Raw genomic sequence first — 26,710 nt, 5'->3', positions numbered from 1 at the left:
GCCCAGAAGCTTTTGTCAATTTACACAAATGGGACAGAAACAATTTAATGAAAATCCACAAGTTCACTCATTTAGTACATGATTATACTGTGAGTAAGAAATAAATGGGTGACATGTGAAAAGGAGGGTGTCTAAATGTTAATTGGTGTACCTAAAGAAATCAAAAATAATGAAAATCGCGTGGCTATGACTCCAGCGAGTGTGATGACTCTTGTTCATGCTGGTCATCAGGTGTTAATCGAAAAGGATGCAGGAGTTGGTAGTGGTTTTGAAGATGAACAATTTGTGCAAGCGGGTGCAGAAATCGAAGCAGACCCAGCGGCAATTTGGGAGAAAGCGGATATGATTATGAAAGTAAAAGAACCACTTCCTTCTGAATATATCTATTTCAGAAGAGGTTTAATATTGTTTACGTATCTCCATCTTGCTGCAGAACCGGAGTTAGCCAAAGCATTAGTCGAAAAAGAAGTAACTGCGATTGCTTATGAGACGGTCCAAGTTGGAAGGACGTTGCCGCTACTTACGCCAATGAGTGAGGTAGCAGGACGCATGGCCGCTCAAATTGGTGCTCAATTTCTTGAAAAACCTAAAGGTGGAAAGGGAATTTTATTATCAGGTGTACCAGGAGTGAAACGTGGAAAGGTCACAGTCATTGGTGGTGGAGTAGTAGGGACGAACGCGGCTACAATTGCGATGGGACTTGGTGCTGCTGTGACAATTATGGATCTGAGCCCAGATCGACTCCGTCAGTTAGATGATCTGTACGGAACGAATATTCAAACGTTGATGTCAAATCCCCTGAATATAGCTGATGCGGTAGCTGAGTCAGATTTAGTGATTGGGGCTGTCTTGATTCCAGGGGCAAAAGCACCGAAGTTAGTCACTGAAGAAATGATACAATCGATGAGGCCAGGTTCAGTCGTTGTTGATGTAGCAATTGATCAAGGTGGAATTATTGAGACCGTTGATCGTATCACAACACATGATCAGCCAACGTATATCAAGCATGATGTTGTCCATTATGCGGTGGCGAATATGCCTGGAGCCGTTCCGCGTACATCAACGATTGCCTTAACGAATGTCACGATTCCTTATGCACTTCAAATCGCTAACAAAGGTGTTCATCTAGCTATTGAACAAAACCCGGCATTAGAATTAGGGTTAAATACGGCTGCAGGGGAAGTAACGTATGAAGCAGTCGCTCGTGATCTGAATTATGAGTACAGGCAACCTAAGAATATCCTAAATTTGTTGTAAGAAGAAAAGATCAGTGCATGAATTGTATGCACTGATCTTTTATGTTTGTCTAGGTAAAAAAAAGGCATGATCGGCTTTTTTCATTCCAATTGTAGAGTAAAAGTCGAGTGCTGAATGTGATGATAATAAGACAAGGGAACAAGAGTGACCAATGGCTTCTTTCGTCTGATTAATAAGTTCTCTGCCAATGCCCTTATGTTGATGAGTTGAAATGACGGCAAGGTCAGATAAATAGCAACAGTAAGAGAAATCGGTTAACGAACGAGCGACTCCAACAAGTTGCTTTTCTTCCCAAGCGGTAATAAGAAGAGGGGAAGCGTCAAGCATTTTTTTCATCCGTTTCAAATCATTGTGAGGCCTCACAATAGTCGAATGCTTAAACACAAAAGCAAGTTGTTCAGGTGTAATCAACTGATTTACTTTGTATGTTATCATAGGTAAAGAGATCCCCCAGTCGTTATTAGAATTACTTGATTGTTGTTATGATACGACAAGTTGGTAAGAAAGGAAAGAGTGTTATGACTAAAGAAGAGGCCATACGAATTTTAGATCAACTTCGAAACAACGAAATAGAATCATACCGCTTGTCTAAAGAGAACTTTCTTGACTTTAGAGAAGTACTATTTGCCCAAGAAGATATGAAAAACTTCCGTGGCAATGCTCAGCATGGTGGGGAAGCGATCTATACGTACGAACCTGGCTGGACAAAATAAAAAACAACATCCTTTTGGATGTTGTTTTTTTACTGCAATTAATCAAGAACGGTTACTTTTACTGTTTGACGACCGAATTGAATCGCTTCGTTTTTTGTTGCCATATGAAGATCCACACGATGACCTTTAATTGCGCCACCTGTATCTCCAGCAATCGCTTCACCGTATCCTTCTACATGAACACGTGAACCAAGTGGAATAACATTAGGGTCTACAGCAATGACTTTTTTGTTAGGATTTGCGCGAAGATCTTGGCCTGTCGCTGTAATTCCTGAACACCCTTGACAATAAGCTGTATACGCTGTTGCTTCCATATTGAATGTTGCTTGATTTTCAGTAGCTGGGGCAGCAGGTTCTTCCTGTGTTTCTTCTACAACTGGAGCAGGAGTAGGTTCTGCTTCTACTTCTTTAGCTGGAGCTTCTGCTGGCTCTTCTGTCGCAGGTTCTTGTACTGCTGGAGTTTCCTCAGCAGTAGCTGCTTGTTCTTGTGCAGGTTCAGCTGCAACAGCTACTTCTTCAGCAGGAGCTGCTGCACGATTGGCACCATAGTAAAGGTTAGCATACGTCTCAGGACCGGCAATTCCATCTACTTGAATCCCTTGTGCTGATTGGAATCCTTTTACAGCCGCTTGTGTAAGTGGTCCAAACAAACCATCTTTATTTCCTTGATAGAATCCTAACTCTACTAACTCAACTTGCAAGTCTTCTACAAGTGCACCTTTATCGCCTTTCTCAAGAACTGTCATTGCCCCTAAAGTTTGTGGGCCAACAACGCCGTCTGTCACGAGACCATGTTTTTCTTGGTATGTAACAATCGCGTTGAATGTTTCTTTAGTAAATGTTCCTGATACGTGAATTTCATCTAATAGATCTCTTTCAACTAAGAGTTCTTGTACGTTTTTAACATGTTTGCCTTCTTGACCTTTGAATAAAAGATCGTTGCTAACATCACTTGCTTGTGATAGAGAAGGTGCTGCAAAAAATAGGACACCTGCTGCTGCAATTGGCAACCCTACGTTTCGAAAAATCTTTGAATGTTGATATTTTTTCAAAGTGAAAACCTCCTTGTGTCGTTCAATGCTAGTAAGCGTAACAGCCAACCCACTCAGAAGGCAAGCAATCTAGCTTTACTTAATCAAACTGAAATATATTCGTAATATATGAAACTCTAATGAGATAAATAGTGAAAAATCGACTAAATACTGGGTGCAATTATGTGTAAATGTAGAAAACTACACGTCTAAGATGATGGATAAAAAGGAGCAAGGAAGAGGAATCAATCGATCTAGTAAGGATTTCACTTGCCTTCTATATTAATAGGGTGAGATCGTTCGCTGACAAGAGATGACGATATTCTTGTTTCATCGATCAAATCCGCAATAAATTGAAAGTATTCTAAAATAACGTCATAGTATACTTGACTAAGGAAAAGAGTAATCTTTTCTCTGTTTCTAGTTTTAACATCAAAGGTTTAGGGAATATGAAACTATATTCTAATTGTAAGATGGGGGACTAATCATATGTCAGTAGAACCAACAACAAGACAAGAAAAAAGAAATGGGCCTCGTAAAAAGAAAAGCCTTATTTTTAAAATAGCCGCTGTATTGATGATTATAATCGTCATCGGAGCGACAGTAGGTGGAATTCAAATAAATAGTGTTGTGCAGAGCGCACCAGATATTGATGATGAGTCATTCGCTCTGTCGAACTCATCGACTCTTTATGATCATCGTGATGAAGAGATGACTACATTAAATAATGGAGAACATCGTCAATCCGCTTCTATTGAGGAAATTCCTGATCATGTGAAAGATGCGTTCATTGCTATTGAAGATATTCGTTTCCATGAACATTCTGGTATTGATATTAGAAGGATAGGCGGGGCGGTATTATCTAATATTTCAAATGGATTTGGCGCAGAAGGTGGAAGTACGATCACTCAACAAGTGGTTAAAAACACCTTACTAACTTCTGAAAAGTCTATGACAAGAAAAGTTCAAGAAGCTTACCTAGCACTAGAACTTGAGAAAGAGTATACCAAAGATGAGATCCTTCAACTTTATTTAAATAAAATCTATTTTGGCAATGGTGCCTATGGCATTGTTACAGCTGCTGAAGTATATTTCGATAAAAATGTTGAAGAATTGACGGTTCCGGAGGCGGCTTTACTTGCTGGATTGCCACAACGCCCATCTGGATATAATCCTTATCAAAATCCAGAGCTTGCCCAAGAGCGTCGTAATACGGTTTTATATGTTATGTACGAGCATCAATTGATCTCAAACGAAGAATATCAAGAAGCAAAAAGCATTCAAGTAGAAGAAATGTTAAAAGAAACACAAGTAGATGAAGCGATTTCAGATGCTTTTATGGATCAAGTGTTTCTAGAACTTGAAGATATTGAGGGTGTTGATTCCTCCATGATCTACAACGGCGGTTTGAAAATCTATACGACGTATGATCATGAAGCACAAGAGCATGTAGAAGCTGTCCTTAATTCGGATGAATTTATAACCTACCCGGATGAACGTTTTCAAGCAGGTGTTACTTTACTTGATAACCGAACGGGAGAAATACGAGCGATCGGTGGAGGACGTAATCAAGAATCAGGGACAAACCGATCAAACTATGCAACGATGATTGAGCGTTCACCAGGATCAACGATTAAACCGATTTTAAGTTACGGACCTGCCATTGAGCATTTCAAATGGTCGACGTATCAACAAATTGAAGATGAAGAGATCACATATACAGACAGTGATCAAGTGATTCGAAACTACAATGGTCAATATCACGGAGTGTTATCTATTCGTGAAGCGTTAAAACAATCCTGGAACATTCCAGCCGTCAAAGCCTTTCAAGAAGTTGGTGCCGATCGAGCGAAGCAATTTGCATCGAATATTGGCTTGGATATAGAAGGTTCTGTGTACGAATCGTATGCTCTAGGATCATTTAAGAAAGGAATCTCACCACTTGAACTAGCTGGAGCATATGCAGCTTTTGGAAATGAGGGAACTTATAATGAACCTCATGCCGTGCGTAAAGTCGTTTTTCCGGATGGGAAAGAAATTAACATGCAGCCTGAGAATGTCGAGGCAATGAGCGATTATACCGCTTATATGGTAACAGATATGCTACAAACAGTAGTAGATGAAGGAACAGGAAGACACGCAGGCATTGATGGTGTTACAATCGCTGGTAAAACAGGTACGACTAACTTTAATGAAGAAACAAAAGATAAGTACAATATTGATGAAGGGGTTCCTGATGTTTGGTTTGCAGGATATTCACCGAATTATACAGCAGCCGTATGGACAGGGTATCCAAGAGTCGATGAAAATAACTATATTCGTTCGCGAGAAGACAGACAAATTGCTCAACATATTTTCCGAGAAGTAATGAGCAAGATGGATCACTCAGAAGCAACGAATTTTGTGAAACCTGATTCAGTTAATGAAATTACGATCGATATGTCAACGGGCGAACGAGCAACAAATAGTACTTCTCGTAGTGATCGTGTGACGGAATTATTCGTAACAGGGACAACAGTGAAAGATGCGTACACTCTCGTTGAAGACGAATGGGAAGAAAAACAAGAAGCATTAAAGGAAGAAAAGAAAGAAGAGCAAGAGAAAAAAGAAAGAGAAAAGCGTAAAGAACGCCAAGAGCAACAAGAGCAACAAGAGCAACAAGAAACTCCAGAAGAAACCGAAACAAGAACGAGCGAACAAGAAAACTCTGTCCAAACCGAATCAACAACGGATGAAGAAGAAGAACAAGAACGAAAAGAACTAGAGCAACAAGAACAAGAACAAAAAGAACAAGAACGAAAAGAACAAGAACAAAAAGAACAAGAACGAAAAGAACAAGAGCGAAAAGAGCAAGAAGAATCAACCAATTCATCTAGCTCTAAAGAAGAGTCAAACGAAGAAAATGATTCTACAAATGCATCTAGTTCTAAAGAAGAGTCGACAAAGGAAGAGGATGAAACAGACGAGGGATCTGAATCATAATATAGAAGCAAAAAGAGCTCGTGAGTCACATTTATGTGATCACGGGCTTTTTATGTGTTTTAGATCACTTTTGGTAGTAGCTATTTTAATTTCAAGTTTCAGACACGCAAAATGACTAAGAGTGATGCATTTTAGGTATTAGTGTCATTTCCTCAACCAAGTAATATTTTAACAAAACGAGGGACTAGCACTAAAGCAAATCAATGCGCTACTCTCCATTTTTTTCTTGCAAAATACATATCTAGCTTTAAAGACATTCTTAAGTTAAAATAAACATTTCCGCTGTTTGATAAAAAGTGCTTAAGCATGGTATAAGTGTTAAAGAAATAGGGACATTCCCCTTTTTGATTTCGGGGTATTCGGTTGACGTGATCGCCCTTAATGAGAGGATTTGAATATATATGACAAATAATTTTTGGCTTGAGTTACCAAGACCATTTTTTATACTCGCACCAATGGAAGAAGTGACGGATGTTGTTTTTCGCCATGTTGTAAGTGAAGCAGCAAGACCAGATGTGTTTTTTACAGAGTTTACAAACAGTGAAAGCTATTGTCATCCTGAAGGAAAACAAAGTGTGCGCGGGCGTTTGACTTTCACAGAAGATGAACAGCCAATCGTAGCCCATATATGGGGGGACAAGCCTGAACATTTTCGACAAATGAGTATTGGTATGGCGGAACTTGGGTTTAAGGGATTGGATATCAATATGGGCTGTCCAGTACCTAACGTGGTACAGCATGGGAAAGGAAGTGGCTTGATCCGTCGTCCGGAAGTTGCAGCAGAGTTGATACAAGCAGCAAAAGCTGGAGGGTTGCCCGTAAGTGTAAAGACTAGGCTTGGTTTAACGGATGTAGATGAATGGCGCGACTGGCTAACACACATATTCAAACAAGATATTGTTAATCTTTCCATTCATCTGCGGACAAGAGATGAAATGAGCAAAGTCGATGCGCATTGGGAACTGATTCCTGAGATTAAAAAACTGCGTGATCAGGTGGCACCAAATACACTGTTAACGATTAATGGAGATATCCCTGACTATCAAACAGGCTTGAAGCTAGCAGAGCAATATGGTGTTGATGGCGTTATGATTGGGCGTGGTATTTTCCATAATCCATTTGCCTTTGAAAAGCAGCCGAAAGATCACAGCATTAAAGAAATGCTCGATCTTTTGAGACTGCATCTTGATCTCCATGACAAATATTCGGAATTAGAGCTACGCCCGTTCAAAGCTCTTCATCGCTTTTTCAAGATCTATGTCAAAGGATTTCGAGGCGCGAGTGAATTAAGAAATCAATTAATGAACACAAAGTCAACTGACGAAGCACGTACATTGCTTGATAGATTTGTATTAGAGGATGATGAATGAAAAAATTAGAGGTGCTGTACGCTTTAAACGATGTAATAGCTGTCTTTAAAGAGTAATGATATGAATGTAAAAAGCAGGAGCCAATTAAAGTTCCTGTTTTTCTTCATGCTCACATATTGTTGCATTGTGTTCACTAGTAGCTGCACATAAGGGATGTATAGGCGTAATAATTAAATCCTTTTCAAACAAAAAGGCTGGTATGGTAGTAGTTTCAATTCAAAAGGGCACCTAGTAAGCCGCTATTAACTGGATATAGTTTATATAAAGATTAATGAAGTTTGGATAACCTGAAAAGTAGTCACGTGCTAAGCAAGCGACTCAAAATGTTATGCTGGCAACAGTAATTACTTGCTTGCATGGTAAGTTCTTCATACCTAATAATTGGTTTTTTTGTTAGAATGTAAGGGGTATATGCTAGATCTAGCTACATAATTACAAATGGGAAAATCAAGCAGTTAAGACCGCAAGCATTTCAGATAAGTAGGTGACCTATACAATGACTTCAAAACTGACAAACAAACAGAGATTACTAATGGTGCAGAATGTTTTAAAGAGGCACACGGATCAAGAAAATCAACTCACCATCAGAGAGATTATTGATTTAATTGATACAGAAGAGACGGTCGGAAAAAGTGCGGTTAGAGGTGATTTAAAGGTACTAGCGGAATCACGGTTGTTCGATGTCATTGAGAATCACGAGACAAACGGTGTAGAAAAGTTCTATAGTCATCAAAGCCGTTTATTTGAGCTGTATGAATTACGTGTGTTAGTCGATGCGGTTTCTGCAGCAAAGTTTATCACAAGTGATGAAACAGAGAAGCTGATCAATAAATTAAAAGAACTTACGAGTGTAAATCTTGCTAAACAATTAGAGAATCGTATCTTCTTATCTGATGGCATCAAAACAGAGAATAAAATGGTCAAGCATATCATTCATGAACTTCATGGAGCTATTTATGATCGGAAAGTGATTCAATATCAATACGGTAAGTATAATCTTAAAAAGCAATTTGAGTTAAGTAGAGGCGGTAATCTGTATACAGTCAAACCTTATTCTCTTGTATGGAATAACGAATTTTATTATCTGATTGGAGAGTATGAGCCAGAGGGAGACATTAGACATTATCGTGTTGATCGAATGAGGGGAGTCATGGCTAGTGAAAGAAGCTTCGTTCCGGACCCAAAGTTTGATATGTCACATTACACACAATCCCTTTTTCATATGTACGCAGGAGAAGAGAAGGCCATCGAAATTGAGTTTGACAATCAATTAATGAATGTTGTGCTTGATCGCTTCGGGGTTCATGTTCCAATTCATCCTAACAGTGAGCACACGTTTCGAATCACAACAAAGGCCGTGATCAGCGACGGCCTTGTACGGTGGTTACTCACTTGGGGGAGTGATGCGAAAGTGTTACACCCCACCTCATTAGTCACGAGGATGAAAGAGGAAGCAAGGGAATTATTTGACACATACCAATAAAGATAACCATTCAGTAAAAGGCAGTTGCAGAAACGAATGCAAGTGCCTTTTTTGTGACCCTATAGAATATTCGCAACGGTATCCTAAAAATTGTTAGTAAAATGAACGTATCAACAGCTAAGGGAGATATGACTAGGGTGAATGGAAATATTCCCACGTTGACAACGACGGTATGAATCCTTAAATAAGATAAGCGGAAAGGATGATCTGGATGACGGAAGATAACAACTTAGAAACCATTCTTCAATTAGGCGGTGAAGGCGGGAGTATTACTGTTCTAGGAAGGAAGATTGAGTCCGGCGAATGGGTTTTCTACCGTGAAGTGAATGAACTATTTTTATATGAAGAAGGTAATTCCACTGTAGAAACAAACCCGTTTTCAATAGACGCTACCGGTTGGACAGAATTAAGGGAGTTGATAACAAGTTATCCGATTGCCCACTTAGTTCCTCGGAAGATTCATAGTGACTTTGGTGATCAGATATGGGAGGTAGCACTAAACAGCCAAATGAAAAAGCAGCAATTGCGAAGATGGGCGAAGGCGTGTTTTCCAAGCATCACGGATCAGCATTTTGAGCTCTTCTACCAGATCTATCGCTCGAATCATACGGTTGTCCTAACCGGTGCTGGCATGTCCACAGAATCTGGTGTTCCAGACTTCCGTTCAAAAGCTGGTTGGTGGAAATCCATTGACCCAATGACCGTTGCAACAACAGATGCTCTTGAGTATAACTATGAGCTGTTTCATGAATTCTACAGTGAGCGTTTAAAAGGATTAGAGAAATGTGTTCCTCATGATGGTCATACGATTCTAGGTAGATGGCAAGAAAAAGGACTCGTCCAACATCTAGCTACACAAAATGTTGACTTATTACATGAAGCAGGAGGGAGTAATGGTGTCCCGCATTTACACGGGTCCATCCTTACTTTCCGTTGCCACAGCTGCCAGAAAGCTGTAACGAAGCAGCAATTTTTAGATAAACAACGATGCACGTCATGCGAAGGAAAACTGCGGCCAAATGTAGTCCTGTTCGGCGAGCAGCTACCAGAGTATGAATGGAATCAGGTACTCCTTCAGATAAAAAAAGCGGATCTCGTGATCGTGATTGGTACTAGTTTGCAAGTCTATCCCGTCAGTCAGTTGCCAGCTATGACAGATGGAAAGAGAGTTTATTTGAATAGGGAAGTCAATGAACATAAGGGAATGTTCGACGTAACAATTGAGGGAAGTGCGAGAGAGGTGCTTATGGAGGTAGAGAAGATGGTAAGTGCCTGTCATTCCTCTAAGTGGAAGAAAAACCAATTTAGTCAAAGCGATTCAAGCGATATGGAAAACATATGATGGTTCCTGAATTAAAATAATAGGAGGGTTTTACGATGAAAAAAATAGTATCTGTATCTTTAATGACATTAATGATTGCTGGAATGGTTGCATGTGGAGAACTAGAAGAACAAGTGACTGCCGAACCAGAGGAAATAGAAGAAGTTGAAACTGAAACTACTGCCGCTGAAGAAGCAGAGGTTGAGGTAGAAGAGGAAGAAGAGGTGGAAGTGGAAGAAGCTGAAACTGAAGTTGAAGTAGTAGAAGAAGTGGAAGAGGCAGAACCGGCAGAACAAGAAGCAGATGACGTTCCGCGTGAACACCAAAATGCGTTAAAATCTGCTCAAAACTATATCAGCTTCATGCCGTTTTCTGAAAAAGGACTATTTCAACAACTAACATCTGAGTATGGAGACCAATATCCAGACGAAGCTGCTCAATATGCTATAGACAATATAGAGGTCGATTATAACGAGCAAGCCCTCAAAGCAGCGATAAACTACCTAGAGATGATGCCAATGTCTGACCAAGAATTACTCAACCAACTGACATCGGACTACGGCGATCAATACACACAAGAACAAGCGCAGTATGCGGTAGATAATTTGCCGAATTGATTAGAACGATGAAGGCACTCATGACTGGGTGTCTTTTTTAGAAGGGAGTCTGAGGTAATAGTTGAGTGGAGAAGATAGAAAGATAGTATTTAGAACTTTAATAGAGTTAGAGGCTAGTCGATATTGCCACATCTATGTGTATTAGTGTCAGTCTCTAGCATAATAATACTTTAGTGGAGTGACGGACTGACACCATTACACAAAAGAAGTATAAGGAAAAGGTCATCATCGGTGTGAATCTGTGATGACCTTTTTTGTATGTGAATTATTAACTATTACTCACGCCCATACACTAAAACATCTACTGCACTTTCGGCATTGCTCTCGTTAATACGAGCATCGATTCGAATTCTTGTTCCCGGAATCGGATACACTTTGGTCAGGCTCTCACCAGGTTCTAAGGTGATTGTATCAAGCGGTAAAATTAACTCATTGTCTTGCTGGATGATCAAACTGAATGTAACAGGGGCAAGAGAGGCTCTACGATTAGTTATGATCACTCTCAAAGTAGAATAAGGGGCTACATAAATACTGCCTTTTGGTAGATCTGTTGTTAGATTTGTTACACCTGTTGTTATGACCTCTGCTCCAGGTGGTGTGCGAAACAGTAACAGAGTCTCGTAGCAAGAGCAGTTTCGGTGGCTGGAACTCATGATGATTCACTCCTTTCAAATGGTTATTTACTTAGGATGGCCAATGGACAAACGTGCTGCTTCGAAATGTGTGGCATTCGGCCGATTAACGATCTCACCACTTGACACACTTTCCATGGAGATCGTCACTTTATCTCCAACTCTTAATCGTACAATCCCAGAAACCGCGGTGACGTCAGTGCGTGTCCCTAAGTCCCAATAATCATTATCTGAAACGACGACCTGTCCATTGACCTCTATGTTAATTAATACACGGTTCGCTGGATCCACTGCTGCAAAGTTTAGACTGGCAATCACAAGATAAATCCCGTTGTGTCTTGGAGAAAACGTAGAAGTGACTGGGCAATATTCATGGTTCAGGTCAAAGTCCACATCAGGATAGTCCACGTGAATCATTTGATTGGCGGGCACTACTTGAACAGAGCTTTTGTTGACAGCCTTAAACGCAGAATCTCTTCGCTGATGACATCGGTGTCTACCGAACGACCAAACGGAATACATATCGTTGTCAGAAGAGCGATACGATTTGTGAAGCATTGAATAACCCCCTTGCTTGATTGATCCTTTATTTAATTCATTAAGAGCATGAATGGCTTGTATACATAACTACTTTGCAGAGGATATTGGTATGGAGTTTTCCTATGGTAAGGTGATCGAGCTTTTACTGTTGTGAGGGTTTCCACAAGAAGAGTGGTAGACTATAATTAAAGTTAATAAGCACCTTAGGAGAGAAACGAGATGAAAGCATTTGAAGAGTTTCTAAGAGGAATTGATGACCCTTTACATAGAGAGAGGACCGAAGAGATCTTGTCATGGGTTTATGAGCAATATCCGCAACTAAAGACGGAAATTAAATGGAATCAACCAATGTTCACCGATCATGGAACATTCATTATTGGTTTCAGCGTATCGAAAAAGCACGTCGCCGTTGCGCCAGAAAGAGTAGCCATGGAGCATGTGGAAGATGATATTGTACAAGCTGGCTACGCCTTTACCAAAGAACTCATCCGTATACCGTGGAACCAACCGGTGGAATACTCACTACTGAAGAAGATGATTGAGTTTAATATCGAGGATAAAGCAGACTGCACCACGTTCTGGCGGAAATAGTACCCGAATTACGTCGGTTGATATCGAGGGCGTGGGGGCCTGCTATTCCAATGACTTTCGAGGCACCATACAAGAAGTGACATTAGAACGAATATTTGAAGCCAATTTTGAAACAACAGATGATCTCATCACAAACAATAGGTATTCAACAGAAGATAAATTCAAAGCTTTGGTGGAGAAGGTCTACGTATTTGCCCTCTACTGCCCAAAGCTCACATTAATCTCAACCACTTCAGACCTGCTTCCAATACGGAATGGGGGTCCCCATATGCCGTATCCAGAAGAGACAATTGTATGTAGCTCGTCTAATTGTAAATGGCCATAATGGTTTTCATAGATAGCGTTCGTAATTAAATTAGCAGGAAACAACTGTCCTTTATGAGTGTGACCAGACACCATCAAATCGACTCCAGCAGCATGCACTTCATCAAATTCTCTTGGCTGATGATCAATTAAGAAGATCGGTTTGTCATGATCCAGCTCTTCAGTAAGTTCGGCAATATGTACTCGTTCGCGATCTGAGTAATCTTTTCTTCCCACAATATAAAAGAGATCATCAATAGTAGTAACCTCATCTGTTAACACTTCAATATCGATTTCATTCATTTCCTTTATGAAAGTAGGTATATCATCCCCGTAATATTCATGATTCCCTAATACAGCATACACACCCATTGGAGCCGTTAGTCCCGACATAATTTCACCGAGGTTATGTGTATAATAGGGTTCTATACTACTATCAATAACATCACCAGCGAGTAAGATTAAATCTGGCTCTACTTCTTTTGAGAGATCGATTAGGTTTGTAATCGTTTGTGGGCCAATTGTTTCGCTTATATGGATATCTGAAATCATTAGAATCTTGAGTTCATTTATTTCCGTTTCTTTAGCTACTTCGATATCATAGGATACAACAACAGGGTTCCACATGTTTATCGAGCCGAACGTAAACACAAATAAATAAAAAGCAATGACACCATAACCGAACCATTTTATTCCTCTTTTTTTAATGAGAAAGTAAAGGATATTCAAGAGAGGGAATAGGATCAAGCTATATCCGAACACGACCAACCATATGTAACCAATCCATCGAAGACCAGGAATGGAAAACATCTCAGCGATGAAATAGGAACTAGAAATGAAGAATAAGGCGATAAAATATGTTCGTTTAAAACGAAAGCCAAAAGATTTCTTTAGCCAAATCCAGCCATTAAAGGCTGTGTAGAAAGTTAGTGCGAAATAAATGAAAAGAAATGCGATGAACATTAAGATTGTCATGAAGAGATACTCCTATATTTAAGATTTTTTATCGTTAACTCTTTCTATCATATCATTAGTTTTGTATTAACTCATTTCTAAAGAACTAGATATGTTCACTATCGGATATGAGAAGATTAAGTCGTAAAGTGGAATCACTCTATCAATTGATCATTAAAGAATAATGGTAGTTGTTCGTTCGAGTTTTGGGGTTCATTGAAGCAATAATTTCACTGATGAAAGGAAGAAATAGATGAAAAAAGCGTTAGCTATATGCATGTTTTCACTACTGCTTGTTGGGTGTGCTGGAGACGATCAACCAGAATCAAGTGAGCAAGATCCCCCTACAATTGAAGAGAGCATTGAGGGGATAGAGGTCATAGCCAAAAACCTTGAAATTCCTTGGTCGATTGAAAAAAGAGAAGACACCATCTACTTAACAGAAAGACCAGGTAGCATAATAAAAATAGAAAATGGAGAAATCGAGCGACAAAACGTACAACTAGAGAAAGAGCTTGCGACAGCTGCTGAGGCAGGATTATTAGGATTCGTGCTTGCACCTGATTTTCGCGATTCAAATCTAGCTTTTGCTTACTATACCTATGAAGATAGCTCTGGACTATTTAATCGAGTGATTAAACTGCGCTTGGAGGAAGATATTTGGAGAGAAGAAAGCTTGCTTCTTGATCAAATTCCAAGTGGTAGATACCATCACGGGGGACGACTGAAAATTGGACCGGATGGATATCTTTTTGCAACGGCAGGAGACGCATCTGACCCAGGTCTAGCACAAGATCTTGACTCATTAGGTGGAAGCATTTTAAGAATGAATCTCGATGGAACGATTCCAAATGACAATCCATTTTCCAACTCATACATCTATAGCTACGGACACCGAAACCCTCAAGGAATAACTTGGTCGTCTGATGGCACGCTTTATTCAAGCGAGCACGGCAGCAATGCTAACGATGAAATTAACGAAATAGAGAGTGGTCAGAACTATGGGTGGCCGGTAATTGAAGGGTCTGAGAGAAAAGAAGGAATGGTTTCACCGTTATTCACTTCTGGAGCCGATGCAACGTGGGCACCATCAGGAATGGATTATTATGAAGGAAAATTATATGTGGCGGCACTTAGAGGAACGGCAGTAATAGAATTTGATCTTGAAACAGGAGAACAGCGTGAAATGGTAACAAATTTCGGGAGAATACGCGATGTACTAATAGAGGGAGACTCCCTTTATTTCATTAGCAATAATTCAGATGGACGTGGCAATCCACAGGAGAATGATGACAAGCTGTATCGAATCTCTCTTTCTGAAATCGAGTAAAAAGATTTCGTCTTAAGGTAACATTAAATGAAAATAATCACACACAGAGAGCCCCGAAACGTCTGAACCCTTCATAGACATTTAGGGGTTTTTATATTCCTCTTTCTATACAGGATTTAATCTCTACATCTTGTTAGACGTAACACCTTATAAATAACCTGAATACGCTGAAGTGAAATTTTCTAACATCTCATAATCCACTCGTTGAAGGGGCTTTTCAGCTCGGCCTTTAATCACTTCGCCTGTATAAGAGAATCGTGAATTATAAAATGAGTTATTTACTCTTTATATGCAATTTTCAAGGTTTGGGCGGAAAGGCAAGCTACGAAAACTGGCTACAAGCAATAAGTTACTATATAGACAAAAGGGGTGAGAAAATGGGCAGGCGAATCAAACATACAGAAAATGATGTGAATGCTTTAGCAAGGATCATGCTAGCGGAGGCGATTGGTGAAGGCGCCGAAGGAATGGATATGGTTGGAACGGTTGTGGCCAATCGGGTTGAGGCAGACTGTGAGCCGGACTTCAACAATTTACGTAATATCCGTCATGCTATTTATCAAACGATACCGGGAACGGGAATTCCTCACTTCGAGCCTGTTTTAAATGGAGCCTTGTATACACAGCGTCCCACAGAAGAAGACCTGCAGAGAGCTAGAAATTTGTTGCAAGGTCATCGGAATCCACGAGCCCGAATGAATTTATGGTTTTTTAATCCGAGTCCGGGGCAATCATACCGTGACCCATGTACGCCCACGATGCCAAGATCCCCTATGACGCAGTTCGATTTTGCATACAGGAATCATTGCTATTATGTCGGTGTACCGGGCTACTGCCCAGAGTTTTATAGATAAATCAAAAAAGGAGATGAACTTCTCATGAATTATGGAAACTCTAATTATAATCCAATGAGCAATCAGGCTGGTTTTCAACCAGCTACTATGACGGGTAGCGACACCCCGCAACAATTTACTGGCTTCCAGGCGGGTATGCCTTCTGGACCTGCTTATTCTATGCCAGTGGTTCCGATGGGTACTGGACAGCAGCTATTGATGGGTAGAGTTGAAGAATCGTTTATCGAAAATATCCTGCGCTACAACAAAGGGAAGGTTGGTACTTTCTACTTTACTTACCAAGGGAACAGCGAATGGAATGCAATGGTTTACCAAGGCCGCATTGAAACAGCTGGCCGTGACCATATCATTATCAGCGACCCTAATAGCGGTAAACGCTACCTGCTGATGATGGCAAATCTCGACTGGGTAGAATTTGACGAACGAATTAACTATCCTCACTCGGAAATTAGTCCGGAAATCCAGGCCTCCATGGAAATATCGGAGTGATGCAGCAGAATACTAACAAAACCCGTTGTCAAAATGAACAGAACCATGTCAAGTAGACAATGGATATAATAAAAATGATTTAAGTGGCCTATCTATAGAATATGAAGGCACAAGATTGAGTATGAAATCAACATGATCTCATGCTCTTTTTTATTTAATGTAACGCGTGCATATAGTGAATCATTCAATTACTACTCCCAATCAACTGTAAAAGGAGCTTGAATATGGGGAGAGTAACGAGAGTAATGGTATTCACAATGATCGTACTATTCGCTTCAAATCATCATGCACTTGCTGCACATCAAAGTGATTGTCCTATTATGAAGAATGTCGTGTGGGAAGTCAAAACGAAACGTAAAATGGTCGCCTTGACATTTGATGACGGTCCAGACAGTCGTTATACGAATGACGTTTTAGACCTTTTAGAGGAGCACGATGCATCAGCAACATTTTTTGTCATAGGGAACAGGGTAGTGGAAACACCTGATGTGGCAAAGAGGATAATTAAAGAGGGAAATGAAATCGCAAGCCATACGAAAACTCACCCGAATTTAAGCACTCTTTCGCAAACAGTTAAAGCCATAAGCATTATCCTGCCAGAGCTAAAGAAGAAAGGCTATCAATTTGTCACCGTTTCAGAATTACTAAAAGAAGATAAAAAGTTCCAAGTTCCGTTAATGGAGATTCAAGAGAAGAACGAGCGGAAGTGAGGAGTCTGAGTGTTATGACTAGCCCGTTAAAACTTCTTAGAATATGAAAAATGGTACCCGAAAAAAATTGACGAAAAAAGAAAAGCAACTTATAAAATAAATATAGATGAAGAGCGAATCAAACGCTCATATAAGCATATACACTCCAAAGAGGAGTAGCTAACAGTTTGGTCGACAATACGTGAGGTTTTATCACCGGCTTAACTAGTAACGTTTATGTTGTTTGCGAGACCTTTTCCATTATGGATATCTTTATGCAACTGCAGGAGACGCATCTGACCCAGATCCAGCACAGGATCTTGACTCATTAGGCGGAAGCATTTTAAGAATGAATCTCGATGGAACGATACCAAATGACAATCCATTTGCCGACTCCTTCGTCTATAGCTACGGTCGATAACGCGGTCGGCTGATGGTGCGCTTTATTCAAGCGAGCACGGCAGCCATGACAACGATGAAATTAACGAAATAGAGAGCGGTCAGAACTATGGATGGCCGGTGATTCAAGGGTCTGAAGAACAAGAAGGAATGGTTTCCCCGTTATTCACTTCTGGAGCCAATGCAACATGGGCCCCATCAGGAATGGATTATTATGATGGGAAATTATATGTCGCAGCACTTAGAGGAGAGGCAGAACTAGAAATTGATCTTGAAACAGGCGAACAATGTGAAGTAATAACGAATTTTGGTCGAATACGCGATGTGCTGATAGAAGGAGATACTCTTTACTTCATCAGCAATAATACAGATGGACGCGGTAATCAACAAGAGAATGATGACAAGATGTATAGAGTTTCTCTTTCGGAAATTGAGTGAAGTGAATATGTCTTAAGCTACGAATCATTAACTCTTGTATTAGTAGATGCCGTTTTAGTAGCAAAATTTTTTATTTGTTCTGATACTGATAAATTAATAAATAAATTAAAGAAGCTTATAAGTTACAACCTGGCGAAACAATTAGAAAATCGCATCTTGTTACCAGAAGGAGTAAAAACCGATAATAAGATGGTAATGCACGCAATTCATGAATTGCATAGTGCAATTTTAAATTATGAGTATTCATCATTATTCATTGGAACATACGAGAGTTTATATTTCAGTCAAGTTAATGAATAACGAAGCTGTAATCACGTTTAAAAATGTCACAAAGCATGAATTAGGTGACGGAGTTGACGAACTGTTTGAATGCTTTAAACCTGGTGATGCTTCTCGTCATTCTGAAGGTTCTGGTCTTGGTCTAACTATTGCTAAATCGATCGTTGATTTACATGATGGTCGATTAGATATTGAAGTTGATGGTGATTTATTTAAGGTGATTATTGTTTTAAGAGTAAAGTAAATTAAAAGATCACGAAAAGGTCAACTGAACCACAGTTGACCTTTTCGCGATTTTTTAGTGCCTTGCTTGGCTTTTATTCTATTTTCAACTACGATAGATAAAAAGATAACGTTTTTTAAGGGGCTATAAATGAAAAGAATCTTTCTAGTTTGTGTGACAAGCATATTATTAACTCTTTCGGGATTAAGTGTACAGGCTGAAGAAAAGATGAAACTTGTAGTGGGGTATGATCCGAATTTTCCTCCTGTTCACTTTAACCAAGAGGAAGAACCAGTAGGATTTGCTGTAGATATGATGAATGAGATTGCAAGAAGAATGGGAGTGGAGGTAACATTCATACCAATCCCGCAAAAAGAAGCTATTTCAATGCTTCGTGATAAAAAATTGGATATTTTGTTAAGTGCTTATTTTAATGAAAAGCATGCAAGGGTCATGGATTTTTCTGATTCTATTTTGGGAACGTCAATTGGCCTAGTTGTTCATGAAGAAAATCAGGAAATTGAGGGGTTAACTCAATTAACGAATGCTGTTACGGCGCTTCAACGTGATACGTTAGAATATGAGTTTTTGCGTAATATTCGTAGTATTAAGTATCACGTTGCGAGCAATCAGGAAACGGCTTTAGAGTTACTGTTTAATGGACGTGCTAATGCATTTGTCGGAAATGTGTTAACAACTCAATATGTGTTAGAGCAAAGGAAGCTGCAGGGTGAGTATAAAATTGTTGGCAACTATCTTCTTCCAATCGATTACACAATGGCTGTTCAAAAGGAAAACTATCCTTTACTTAGTCAATTAAACAGTGGTATTCGAGAGATAAAAAGTGACGGAACTTATAGCATGCTTCATGAGAAGTGGTTTGATAGTGAAGATGAATTAACAGATCGTTTAAGAAAAATCATTCAAATTATCGGATCATTGCTTTTTTTAGCAATTATTTTATTTTTACTTGGCATTCGATGGAATCGTCAATTACAGAGAGAAGTAAGTAAAAAAACGACTGTACTCAACCAAATGAATAATAAGCTAGAAGAGAAAATTGAGCAGACGAAAAACAGTGATGAGTTTCAGAAGCAAATATTAAATAGTAGTCCGCGTGGCATTGCCACGGTAAATCAACAAGGATTAATTACTTCTTTTAATACGAAAGCGTTAGAAATATCAGGAGAATCTAAAGAAGTTGTCGGTGTTCACTATGAACAAATTCTACTGTTAGAAAAACTTTTGAAGAATCGCTTCATCCAAGTTTATAAAACCAGAAACTTATATTTAGGGGAAGAGACAGTTTGGGAACGAGAGCAGCGTACGTTCTATTTACGATACTATATTTACCCTTTATACAATTTTGAGAAGCATGTGAATGGACTGATTGTCACATTTGAAGATATCACTGAAGAAAGAAAGTTACGTCTTCAAGTTTTTGAACAAGAAAAAAATCAAGCTCTAAGTAGAGTGGTTGCTGGGATTGCACATGAAATACGTAATCCACTAACTTCTATTAAGACCTTTGTCGAACTAATTCCGCGTAAATATAAGAATGAGCGGTTTCAAAAAGAAATATCCACGTATGTTCCACAAGAAATTGAGAGGGTTAATCAGTTAATAGAAGGGCTAATTGATTACGCAAAGCCGAAACAGTTAAATAAAGAACGAGTAGACGTAGCTTCCATTATGAGGGAATGTACGATTTTATTTGAACGTACCGCTCTTAATAAGGGCATTTATTTAAGGTGTGACACAGAGAGTAATCTCTGGCTCACAGCGGACTCCAATCAGTTAAAGCAAGTTATTATTAATCTGATTATTAACAGTTTAGATGCAATGAGTGTAATAGAGGACTTAAAGGATCCTGAATTGCAATTAAAAGCGTGCGTTAAGAATAAAAAGATTGTGGTGAAAGTCTCTGACCAAGGTACTGGTATGTCTGAGGCTGAGCAACTTAAAGCATTAGAACCCTTTTATACGACAAAAGAAAAGGGGACAGGTCTTGGATTAGCTATAGCTAATCAATATGTCCATGACAATGGTGGGAAGCTAGAAATAGATAGTAAGAAAAGCAAAGGAACGACAATCACGTTAACATTCCTAGAAGAAGAGAGAAGGTGAGCGAAATGAAAAGAATTATTGTCATTGATGATGAAGCTTCAATTTGCTCTTCTTTGGAATTTGCACTAGAAGACGAATATGATGTTGTTACAACGACTAACCCGAGTGAAGGATTAAAACGAATCGTTGAGGAAAGTTATGATTTGTGTTTGCTGGATTTAAAAATTGGTCGAGTAGATGGTCTTGAAATATTAAAAAAAATTAAAGAGGTTAGTTCTAAGACCGTTGTTGTAATGATCACAGCTTACGGAACAATTGCTACTTCAGTAAAAGCAATTCAAGAAGGGGCCTATTCTTATATAACAAAGCCTATCAATATTGATGAGCTTTATTCCATTATTCAACAAGCGCTTCACTACCAGCATTTAAATGAGCAAGTTGAATTTTTAAGTCAAGAATTAGAAAAAAAATATAGTTTTGAAGGTATTATTGGAAAAAGTGATGCGATGTCTACCATATTTAATCTAGTTCGTAAAGTCAAAGAAGTTGATTCAACCGTTTTAATCACAGGAGAAAGTGGAACTGGAAAAGAACTAGTTGCTAGAGCGATTCACTTCTCAGGAAAACGAAAAAAGTCACATTTTGAAGTCGTCAATTGTGCAGCCATACCTGATCAGCTACTTGAAAGCGAATTATTTGGGTACGATAAGGGGGCTTTTACAGGAGCTGTTTCTAGTAAAGAAGGAAAATTTCAAATGGCGAATGGAGGGACCATTTTTCTTGATGAAATTGGAGATATGCCTCTTTCTTTACAAGCAAAACTATTACGGGTTTTGCAAGAAAAAGTGGTAACTAAGTTGGGTTCTAACAAGGAAATTAACCTTGATGTCCGCGTCATTGCAGCAACGAATAAAAATCTTGAACAAGCAGTGAAAATAGGTGAATTTCGCGAAGATTTATATTTTCGTTTAGATGTTATTAAAGTACCGTTACCGCCATTAAGAGAGCGAAAAGAAGATATTCCACTTCTAATTCAATACTTTACCCATCAGTTTAACTTAGAGATGAATAAGGATGTGCAAGGGTTGACGAAAGATGCGAACCGTATTTTATTAAACTATGATTTTCCAGGTAACATACGAGAATTATCTAATATTATAGAATCTTCCATGGTCTTAGCAGATGATACATTTATTGAAGTGTTGGATTTACCACAACAGCTTAGATCTATTCAAACAATAGAAAGAAAAGAAGGAGTAACCATTTCAGACTCTGTAGGCATTCCTTTGAAGGAAATGGAAAAACAATTCATATTAGCTACACTAGAAGCAAATAACGGGCATCGGAAAAATACAGCTTTAATGCTAGGGATAAGCGAAAGAGGTCTACGCGATAAGTTAAATCAATACAAACAATAAAAACCGGCAAAAAATGCAGTGCGGCAATTTTTGCCGGTTTTTATCCGGCAGAAATGTATGCGCTAACAAAGTAAACGCATACATTTCTGTGTTTTTAAAGTTGGCACAGAGTTTGCATTATAGAAAGTGGAAAACAAAAAAAATTAGGGGGAAGTAACTATGAAAAAGTTTTACTCATTATTTGCTGCATCGCTACTTGTTTTTCTAACTGCTTGTGGTGGGGAAGAAACGACAAGTCAGGATGCTGAAGGAACTGAAGGTGCAGAAGCAGAAGCTGGCGAGATGGAGTTAGAGGATTTATTTGTAACGGTTGCCACTGGTGGAACTTCGGGTGTGTACTATCCAATCGGGGGAGCTATATCTACTATTATTGAGAATGAATTAGGGATTGATTCATCGGTACAAGCGACTGGTGCCTCTGTCGAAAATATTAATCTTATAAATACAGGTAGAGCAGAATTAGCTATTACGATGGCGGATGCTGTTTTACAAGCTTATGAAGGAAGCGGTGCGTTTGAAGGGGAACAACCTATCGATTCATTAAGAGGATTAACGTCACTTTATCCTAACTTTGTGCAAGTCGTTACAACTGAAGATTCCGGTATTGAGAGTATTGCTGATTTAGCTGGTAAAAGTGTGGGTGTTGGAGCTGCAAACTCTGGAGTAGAGTTGAATGCACGTATGGTTCTGGAAGCTCATGGAATGACCTATGATGATATTGATCAGGACTATCTATCTTATAGTGAAGCAATTGATCAAATTAAAAACGGAATGATTGATGCAGCATTTGTTACAAGTGGTGTACCGAATGCAACTGTAATTGACTTAGATACAACGCATACAGCTAAAATCCTTCCAATTGAAGGGGAAGCAATGGATTACTTAATGGAGAATTATCCGTTTTTCTCGAGTGAATTGATTCCAGCAGGTTCTTATGGAAATGATCAGGATATTCCTACTGCTGCAATTACAAATTTATTGTTACTTTCTAACGAAGTTTCTGAAGATGCAGGTTATGAAATTACGAAGACTTTGTTTGAGAATCTTGAACAGATTCAAGGCTCTCATAATGCAGCAAAGGATATTTCATTGGATACTGTGAACGTAGGAATGCCTGTTCCACTTCACCCGGGCGCGGAACGTTACTTTAAGGAAGTTGGAGCACTAGATTAACAAAAAAATCGAAGAGCTGACTCATCATCTAAGACTTATGTATGTAAGCTAGTATGTTGAGTCAGTCTTTATCATTATGAAGAAGAGGGGATTGTGAAATGAGAATCTGGTTCGTATTTATTCTTTTTATTCTATCAGCTTGCACGAATTCAGATCATATGAACCTTATTGTTCAGAGCCAAGAAGATGGAAGGGTTTATAACAAAGTGGATCAATTGAAGGCTGGAGATACGTTCACAATTAAGTGGATTCACTCGGTTGAGAAAACACCGTGGCGTGAAATTTATCAACTTACTAATGAAGGAGAGCTTTTATTAATAGAGACGGCCTTCCAATCATTTGGTGCAGGTGTTCCTCATCAAAAAGGAACCATGACCGTTGAAAATGGAGAAGTGATTATTCGAGATATGAATGAACAAATATCTGTGTTCCGATGGATTCATTCACAGCATGCGAACTTTGAACTGGAAATCGATGATTCAATTATATTTGATGCGGAAGACCTGCCCCACCATGAACGAATGGAAATATTTATAGAGAAGAGGTGACTGTCATGGAAAAGCGTTCAACCTTGGATGAACCTCAAATGACAAAAGAACAACAAGAAGTGCTAGAAAAATACGATGCTGAATCACGCTTTAGAACTTTTTCCAATAAGAAGGTTGCAATCATCGTATCAAGTATTGCGATCTTTTTATCTATTTACCACATGTATACGTCTTACTTTGGAACGCCAGCAACGTTGCAGCATCGATCTTTGCACGTTGCCGCGATTTTAACACTAGTTTTCTTATTATATCCGCCGTTTAAAAAAGCGAACCGAACAAAACTCCCATGGTATGACGTTATTTTTGCATTAATGGCTGTATCTACATCTGTTTATATATTTGTAGATTATTTAGGAATTGTAAATCGTGGTGGTTTACCTAACAATTTCGACTTATTATTTGGAGGAATGTTGGTTCTACTTGTATTAGAGGCATCTCGCCGTGTAACGGGTTGGGGTTTACCGACGATGGCGGTCATTTTCTTTTTATATGGATTATATGGTCGTGAATTATCAGGGATTTTCCGTCATCGTGGCTATACTTGGGATGAACTCGTTAATTTCATGTATGTGACGACAGAAGGAGTATACGGGACGGCAATTGGAGTCTCAGCAACGTATATTTTTCTCTTTATCCTTTTTGGAGCCTTCTTATCGAAGTCAGGGATGGGGCAATTCTTTAATGATATGGCATTAGCAATTGCAGGACAAACGCGAGGAGGCCCGGCTAAGGTATCGGTGATAGCAAGTGGATTCTTAGGGAGTATTAACGGGGCGGCGGTTGCAAATGTTGTAACAACGGGTTCTTTTACGATTCCACTAATGAAGAAAATCGGTTATAGTCGTAACTTTGCTGGAGCTGTTGAAGCTGCTGCCTCTGTTGGAGGACAAATATTACCACCAATTATGGGGGCAGCTGCTTTTATCATGGCTGAAACACTAGGAATTCCATATACTCAGATCGCATTAGCTGCTTTACTGCCAGCCTTGCTTTTTTATCTAGGTATTATCGTTCAAATTCACCTTCGTGCAACGAAAGAGGGTTTAAAAGGAATTTCTAAAGAAAACCTTCCGCGAGTTATGGAGGTATTAAAAGAACGTGGACATCTGCTTATTCCACTAATTTTCCTTATGTACATGCTATTCTTTAGTGGACGCACAATCATTTACTCTGCATTGCTCACTATCATTATTACTGTAATTGTTGCGATGTTACGGAAAACAACTAGAATGTCAGTACGAGATATTACTGATGCATTGGAACAAGGTGCGCGTACATCAGTCGGGGTAGCCATTGCCTGTGCATGTGTGGGAGTCGTTGTAGGTGTTGCTACAATGACTGGATTTGGATTAAAGCTAGCTAACGGGATTGTGACACTTGGTGGGGAAAGTCTATTCTTAACCTTAGTCTTTACCATGATTGCCTGTATTGTTCTTGGAATGGGTTTACCTAGTATTCCAACATACATTATTACAGCTACAATGGCAGCTCCAGCTTTAATTACACTCGGTATTGAGCCATTAGTTGCACATTTATTTGTTTTTTATTTTGGCATATTCGCAAACATTACTCCACCTGTTGCTTTAGCAGCTTTTGCAGCAGCAGGTATATCCGGCGGGGATCAAATGAAAACAGGGTTCCTCTCGATGAAGCTAGCAATTGCCGGATTCATTGTTCCGTATATGTTTGTTTACAATAATTCACTTCTTTTAATCGATACAACCTTTATAGAAGGGGTTCTCGTTGTCATCACTGCAGTAACAGGGGTAATCATGTTAGGGACTGCGGCAGAAGGCTATCTATTAGCTAATATGTATTGGATATTACGATTGATTTTATTTGGAGGGGCATTACTATTCATGAATCCGAATTTGGTCCAGGATATTGCTGGGTTTACTATTATTGCAATTGTTGTATTCATTCAATGGAATAAGAGAAAGAAAGATAAAACGATAAAGTCTAGTTCAATTGAGATGTAGGGGAGATCAGAAGATGGAATTAGGATTAAAAGATAAATCAGTTATAGTATTAGCGTCGAGTAAAGGATTAGGGAAAGCGAGTGCTCTAGAGTTTGCGAAGGAAGGAGCAAACGTGATGCTTGCGAGCCGGAATTTAGAAGAGTTAACGGTTGCTGCAAGTGAGGTTGAAAAAGAAACAGGAATCAAACTTAACGTTCAAGTTTGTGATGTGACAAAACCTGAGGATATAAAAAATCTAGTAAAGACAACTGCGGATCTATATGGTACAGTCGATGTCCTTGTTAATAATGCAGGAGGGCCCCCAGCTGGTGGGTTTGATGCATTTGAGGACGACCAATGGCAATATGCATTTGAGCTTAACTTGCTTAGTTTTATACGTGCAATTCGAGAAGTGCTTCCCTACATGCGTAAGCAGGGGGGAGGACGAATTGTTAACATTGCTTCCTCATCTATTAAAGAACCCGTAGATGGATTGATTCTATCGAATACATTTAGAACCGGTATTGTTGGGTTATCGAAATCGCTTGCTAAGGAGCTTGGTTCTGATCAGATATTAATAAACACGGTTGGCCCTGGAAGAATCGGAACGGACCGCGTAGCAGAACTTGACCAAATTAGAGCAGATAAGTTGAATCTAAGCTATGAAGAAGGTAAGAAACAAATGGAGCAAGCGATTCCAATTGGCCGCTACGGAACACCAGCAGAATTTGCGAAGATGATTGTCTTCCTTGGTTCATTTGCCAATACGTATGTAACAGGTCAATCACTGGTTGTCGATGGTGGAGCTACAAAATCGTTTTAGTAATCTTTAGTTGAAAATGAAAAGAGGTAGACTCAAGTGAGTTTACCTCTTTTTGAATGGTTTTCAGATGATTATGAAAGACGTACCGGTTTGGATTAGTATGATTGGATTGGTTTTGTTTTGTTTCTATACTTTTTTGACGAGTGTCATTGCCATTAAAAGTCTCCGAGGTCGTAAAGTCTTAGAAGTTGAGGAGACCTACTTAATTTAAAATGGACAGGTTCTTGA

24 protein-coding genes and 1 pseudogene are annotated in these 26,710 nt (G+C 39.2%); 20 read left to right on the top strand and 5 right to left on the bottom strand.

What is annotated here, in order from left to right; all coding sequences use genetic code 11:
- The first annotated feature begins 135 nt into the window (after positions 1-135).
- Positions 136-1,257, top strand: a complete 1,122-nt coding sequence (gene ald / locus CDZ88_RS08005; RefSeq protein ID WP_100373040.1) for an alanine dehydrogenase — start codon at positions 136-138, stop codon at positions 1,255-1,257.
- A gap of 39 nt (positions 1,258-1,296) precedes the next feature.
- Here ald and CDZ88_RS08000 read toward each other — a convergent pair whose 3' ends face one another.
- Complete coding sequence (locus CDZ88_RS08000) at positions 1,297-1,692, bottom strand: GNAT family N-acetyltransferase (RefSeq protein WP_100373039.1); 396 nt, start codon at positions 1,690-1,692, stop codon at positions 1,297-1,299.
- 83 nt (positions 1,693-1,775) lie between these two features.
- On the opposite strand from CDZ88_RS08000, the gene CDZ88_RS07995 reads away from it, so the two are divergent.
- A complete protein-coding gene (locus CDZ88_RS07995) occupies positions 1,776-1,970 on the top strand; it encodes a hypothetical protein (RefSeq protein ID WP_100373038.1) in 195 nt (64 codons plus the stop codon).
- A 38-nt stretch (positions 1,971-2,008) separates the two neighbouring features.
- On the opposite strand, the gene CDZ88_RS17820 is transcribed toward CDZ88_RS07995, so the two are convergent.
- Positions 2,009-3,022, bottom strand: a complete 1,014-nt coding sequence (locus tag CDZ88_RS17820; protein ID WP_100373037.1) for a peptidoglycan-binding protein — start codon at positions 3,020-3,022, stop codon at positions 2,009-2,011.
- Between the two features lie 468 nt (positions 3,023-3,490).
- Here CDZ88_RS17820 and CDZ88_RS07985 point away from each other — a divergent pair, with 468 nt between their 5' ends.
- The 5 genes from CDZ88_RS07985 (at position 3,491) to CDZ88_RS07965 (ending at position 10,774) form a co-directional block, all read left to right on the top strand.
- A complete protein-coding gene (locus CDZ88_RS07985) occupies positions 3,491-5,983 on the top strand; it encodes a transglycosylase domain-containing protein (protein ID WP_100373036.1) in 2,493 nt (830 codons plus the stop codon).
- Between the two features lie 401 nt (positions 5,984-6,384).
- Positions 6,385-7,353, top strand: a complete 969-nt coding sequence (locus CDZ88_RS07980) for a tRNA dihydrouridine synthase (RefSeq protein ID WP_100373035.1) — start codon at positions 6,385-6,387, stop codon at positions 7,351-7,353.
- A 496-nt stretch (positions 7,354-7,849) separates the two neighbouring features.
- On the top strand, positions 7,850-8,836 hold the full coding sequence (locus tag CDZ88_RS07975) for a helix-turn-helix transcriptional regulator (RefSeq protein WP_100373034.1): 987 nt from the start codon (positions 7,850-7,852) through the stop codon (positions 8,834-8,836).
- A gap of 211 nt (positions 8,837-9,047) precedes the next feature.
- Positions 9,048-10,178, top strand: a complete 1,131-nt coding sequence (locus CDZ88_RS17890; protein WP_332849222.1) for an SIR2 family NAD-dependent protein deacylase — start codon at positions 9,048-9,050, stop codon at positions 10,176-10,178.
- 35 nt (positions 10,179-10,213) lie between these two features.
- On the top strand, positions 10,214-10,774 hold the full coding sequence (locus CDZ88_RS07965; protein WP_100373033.1) for an Ltp family lipoprotein: 561 nt from the start codon (positions 10,214-10,216) through the stop codon (positions 10,772-10,774).
- A gap of 275 nt (positions 10,775-11,049) precedes the next feature.
- Here the strand turns inward: CDZ88_RS07965 and CDZ88_RS07960 are convergent, their stop codons facing one another.
- Both CDZ88_RS07960 and CDZ88_RS07955 read right to left on the bottom strand, forming a co-directional pair.
- Positions 11,050-11,427, bottom strand: coding sequence for a hypothetical protein (locus CDZ88_RS07960; RefSeq protein WP_100373032.1), 378 nt, complete (start codon positions 11,425-11,427; stop codon positions 11,050-11,052).
- A 27-nt stretch (positions 11,428-11,454) separates the two neighbouring features.
- Positions 11,455-11,964 (bottom strand): hypothetical protein, encoded by a 510-nt coding sequence (locus CDZ88_RS07955; protein WP_100373031.1) that lies wholly within the window; start codon positions 11,962-11,964, stop codon positions 11,455-11,457.
- A 201-nt stretch (positions 11,965-12,165) separates the two neighbouring features.
- Between CDZ88_RS07955 and CDZ88_RS07950 the strand changes: the two genes are divergently transcribed.
- Positions 12,166-12,537 (top strand): iron chaperone, encoded by a 372-nt coding sequence (locus tag CDZ88_RS07950; protein ID WP_100373030.1) that lies wholly within the window; start codon positions 12,166-12,168, stop codon positions 12,535-12,537.
- A 198-nt stretch (positions 12,538-12,735) separates the two neighbouring features.
- On the opposite strand, the gene CDZ88_RS07945 is transcribed toward CDZ88_RS07950, so the two are convergent.
- Entirely contained in the window at positions 12,736-13,815 is a 1,080-nt protein-coding gene (locus CDZ88_RS07945) for a metallophosphoesterase (protein WP_100373029.1), read from the bottom strand.
- Positions 13,816-14,047: 232 nt separating this feature from the next.
- Between CDZ88_RS07945 and CDZ88_RS07940 the strand changes: the two genes are divergently transcribed.
- The 12 genes and pseudogenes from CDZ88_RS07940 to CDZ88_RS07885 all read left to right on the top strand — a co-directional run bounded on the left by CDZ88_RS07940 (position 14,048) and on the right by CDZ88_RS07885 (position 26,482).
- Entirely contained in the window at positions 14,048-15,124 is a 1,077-nt protein-coding gene (locus CDZ88_RS07940) for a PQQ-dependent sugar dehydrogenase (protein WP_100373028.1), read from the top strand.
- Between the two features lie 377 nt (positions 15,125-15,501).
- Positions 15,502-15,978, top strand: coding sequence for a cell wall hydrolase (locus CDZ88_RS07935; protein WP_100373027.1), 477 nt, complete (start codon positions 15,502-15,504; stop codon positions 15,976-15,978).
- A 24-nt stretch (positions 15,979-16,002) separates the two neighbouring features.
- On the top strand, positions 16,003-16,467 hold the full coding sequence (gene gerQ / locus CDZ88_RS07930; RefSeq protein ID WP_100373026.1) for a spore coat protein GerQ: 465 nt from the start codon (positions 16,003-16,005) through the stop codon (positions 16,465-16,467).
- A 224-nt stretch (positions 16,468-16,691) separates the two neighbouring features.
- Positions 16,692-17,177 carry a polysaccharide deacetylase family protein gene (locus tag CDZ88_RS07925; RefSeq protein ID WP_100373025.1) on the top strand — a complete coding sequence of 162 codons (486 nt, stop codon included), beginning with the start codon at positions 16,692-16,694 and terminating at the stop codon, positions 17,175-17,177.
- A gap of 250 nt (positions 17,178-17,427) precedes the next feature.
- Positions 17,428-17,993 (top strand): annotated as a pseudogene (locus tag CDZ88_RS07920) (PQQ-dependent sugar dehydrogenase); the annotation flags it as partial.
- 235 nt (positions 17,994-18,228) lie between these two features.
- Positions 18,229-18,516: an ATP-binding protein gene (locus CDZ88_RS07915; protein WP_100373024.1), complete on the top strand. Its 288-nt coding sequence runs from the start codon at positions 18,229-18,231 to the stop codon at positions 18,514-18,516.
- A gap of 129 nt (positions 18,517-18,645) precedes the next feature.
- A complete protein-coding gene (locus CDZ88_RS07910; protein WP_100373023.1) occupies positions 18,646-20,622 on the top strand; it encodes a transporter substrate-binding domain-containing protein in 1,977 nt (658 codons plus the stop codon).
- Positions 20,623-20,627: 5 nt separating this feature from the next.
- Entirely contained in the window at positions 20,628-21,980 is a 1,353-nt protein-coding gene (locus tag CDZ88_RS07905) for a sigma-54-dependent transcriptional regulator (protein ID WP_100373022.1), read from the top strand.
- A gap of 159 nt (positions 21,981-22,139) precedes the next feature.
- Positions 22,140-23,153, top strand: coding sequence for a TAXI family TRAP transporter solute-binding subunit (locus tag CDZ88_RS07900; RefSeq protein WP_100373021.1), 1,014 nt, complete (start codon positions 22,140-22,142; stop codon positions 23,151-23,153).
- 98 nt (positions 23,154-23,251) lie between these two features.
- Entirely contained in the window at positions 23,252-23,701 is a 450-nt protein-coding gene (locus CDZ88_RS07895; RefSeq protein ID WP_232718605.1) for a DUF1850 domain-containing protein, read from the top strand.
- A 5-nt stretch (positions 23,702-23,706) separates the two neighbouring features.
- Positions 23,707-25,680: a TRAP transporter permease gene (locus CDZ88_RS07890; protein WP_100373020.1), complete on the top strand. Its 1,974-nt coding sequence runs from the start codon at positions 23,707-23,709 to the stop codon at positions 25,678-25,680.
- Between the two features lie 13 nt (positions 25,681-25,693).
- Positions 25,694-26,482 carry an SDR family oxidoreductase gene (locus CDZ88_RS07885; protein ID WP_100373019.1) on the top strand — a complete coding sequence of 263 codons (789 nt, stop codon included), beginning with the start codon at positions 25,694-25,696 and terminating at the stop codon, positions 26,480-26,482.
- Positions 26,483-26,710: the final 228 nt, after the last annotated feature.

The sequence above is a fragment of the Bacillus sp. FJAT-45037 genome (assembly GCF_002797325.1).
Taxonomy (GTDB): Bacteria; Bacillota; Bacilli; order Bacillales; family Bacillaceae_D; genus Alkalihalophilus.
This window is presented reverse-complemented; position numbering and strand designations above follow the sequence as displayed.

What these genes read in the sequence shown, in the direction of transcription:
- CDZ88_RS07950 (WP_100373030.1), top strand. Translation starts at nt 12,166, where the DNA reads ATGAAAGCATTTGAAGAGTTTCTAAGAGGAATTGATGACCCTTTACAT.
- CDZ88_RS07895 (WP_232718605.1), top strand. Translation starts at nt 23,252, where the DNA reads ATGAGAATCTGGTTCGTATTTATTCTTTTTATTCTATCAGCTTGCACG.
- CDZ88_RS07910 (WP_100373023.1), top strand. Translation starts at nt 18,646, where the DNA reads ATGAAAAGAATCTTTCTAGTTTGTGTGACAAGCATATTATTAACTCTT.
- CDZ88_RS07975 (WP_100373034.1), top strand. Translation starts at nt 7,850, where the DNA reads ATGACTTCAAAACTGACAAACAAACAGAGATTACTAATGGTGCAGAAT.
- CDZ88_RS07885 (WP_100373019.1), top strand. Translation starts at nt 25,694, where the DNA reads ATGGAATTAGGATTAAAAGATAAATCAGTTATAGTATTAGCGTCGAGT.
- CDZ88_RS07985 (WP_100373036.1), top strand. Translation starts at nt 3,491, where the DNA reads ATGTCAGTAGAACCAACAACAAGACAAGAAAAAAGAAATGGGCCTCGT.
- CDZ88_RS07945 (WP_100373029.1), bottom strand. Translation starts at nt 13,815, where the DNA reads ATGACAATCTTAATGTTCATCGCATTTCTTTTCATTTATTTCGCACTA.
- CDZ88_RS07940 (WP_100373028.1), top strand. Translation starts at nt 14,048, where the DNA reads ATGAAAAAAGCGTTAGCTATATGCATGTTTTCACTACTGCTTGTTGGG.
- CDZ88_RS07955 (WP_100373031.1), bottom strand. Translation starts at nt 11,964, where the DNA reads ATGCTTCACAAATCGTATCGCTCTTCTGACAACGATATGTATTCCGTT.
- CDZ88_RS17890 (WP_332849222.1), top strand. Translation starts at nt 9,048, where the DNA reads ATGACGGAAGATAACAACTTAGAAACCATTCTTCAATTAGGCGGTGAA.
- CDZ88_RS07995 (WP_100373038.1), top strand. Translation starts at nt 1,776, where the DNA reads ATGACTAAAGAAGAGGCCATACGAATTTTAGATCAACTTCGAAACAAC.
- gerQ (WP_100373026.1), top strand. Translation starts at nt 16,003, where the DNA reads ATGAATTATGGAAACTCTAATTATAATCCAATGAGCAATCAGGCTGGT.
- CDZ88_RS07905 (WP_100373022.1), top strand. Translation starts at nt 20,628, where the DNA reads ATGAAAAGAATTATTGTCATTGATGATGAAGCTTCAATTTGCTCTTCT.
- ald (WP_100373040.1), top strand. Translation starts at nt 136, where the DNA reads ATGTTAATTGGTGTACCTAAAGAAATCAAAAATAATGAAAATCGCGTG.
- CDZ88_RS07935 (WP_100373027.1), top strand. Translation starts at nt 15,502, where the DNA reads ATGGGCAGGCGAATCAAACATACAGAAAATGATGTGAATGCTTTAGCA.
- CDZ88_RS07925 (WP_100373025.1), top strand. Translation starts at nt 16,692, where the DNA reads ATGGGGAGAGTAACGAGAGTAATGGTATTCACAATGATCGTACTATTC.
- CDZ88_RS07960 (WP_100373032.1), bottom strand. Translation starts at nt 11,427, where the DNA reads ATGAGTTCCAGCCACCGAAACTGCTCTTGCTACGAGACTCTGTTACTG.
- CDZ88_RS07915 (WP_100373024.1), top strand. Translation starts at nt 18,229, where the DNA reads ATGAGTATTCATCATTATTCATTGGAACATACGAGAGTTTATATTTCA.
- CDZ88_RS07980 (WP_100373035.1), top strand. Translation starts at nt 6,385, where the DNA reads ATGACAAATAATTTTTGGCTTGAGTTACCAAGACCATTTTTTATACTC.
- CDZ88_RS07900 (WP_100373021.1), top strand. Translation starts at nt 22,140, where the DNA reads ATGAAAAAGTTTTACTCATTATTTGCTGCATCGCTACTTGTTTTTCTA.
- CDZ88_RS08000 (WP_100373039.1), bottom strand. Translation starts at nt 1,692, where the DNA reads ATGATAACATACAAAGTAAATCAGTTGATTACACCTGAACAACTTGCT.
- CDZ88_RS07965 (WP_100373033.1), top strand. Translation starts at nt 10,214, where the DNA reads ATGAAAAAAATAGTATCTGTATCTTTAATGACATTAATGATTGCTGGA.
- CDZ88_RS07890 (WP_100373020.1), top strand. Translation starts at nt 23,707, where the DNA reads ATGGAAAAGCGTTCAACCTTGGATGAACCTCAAATGACAAAAGAACAA.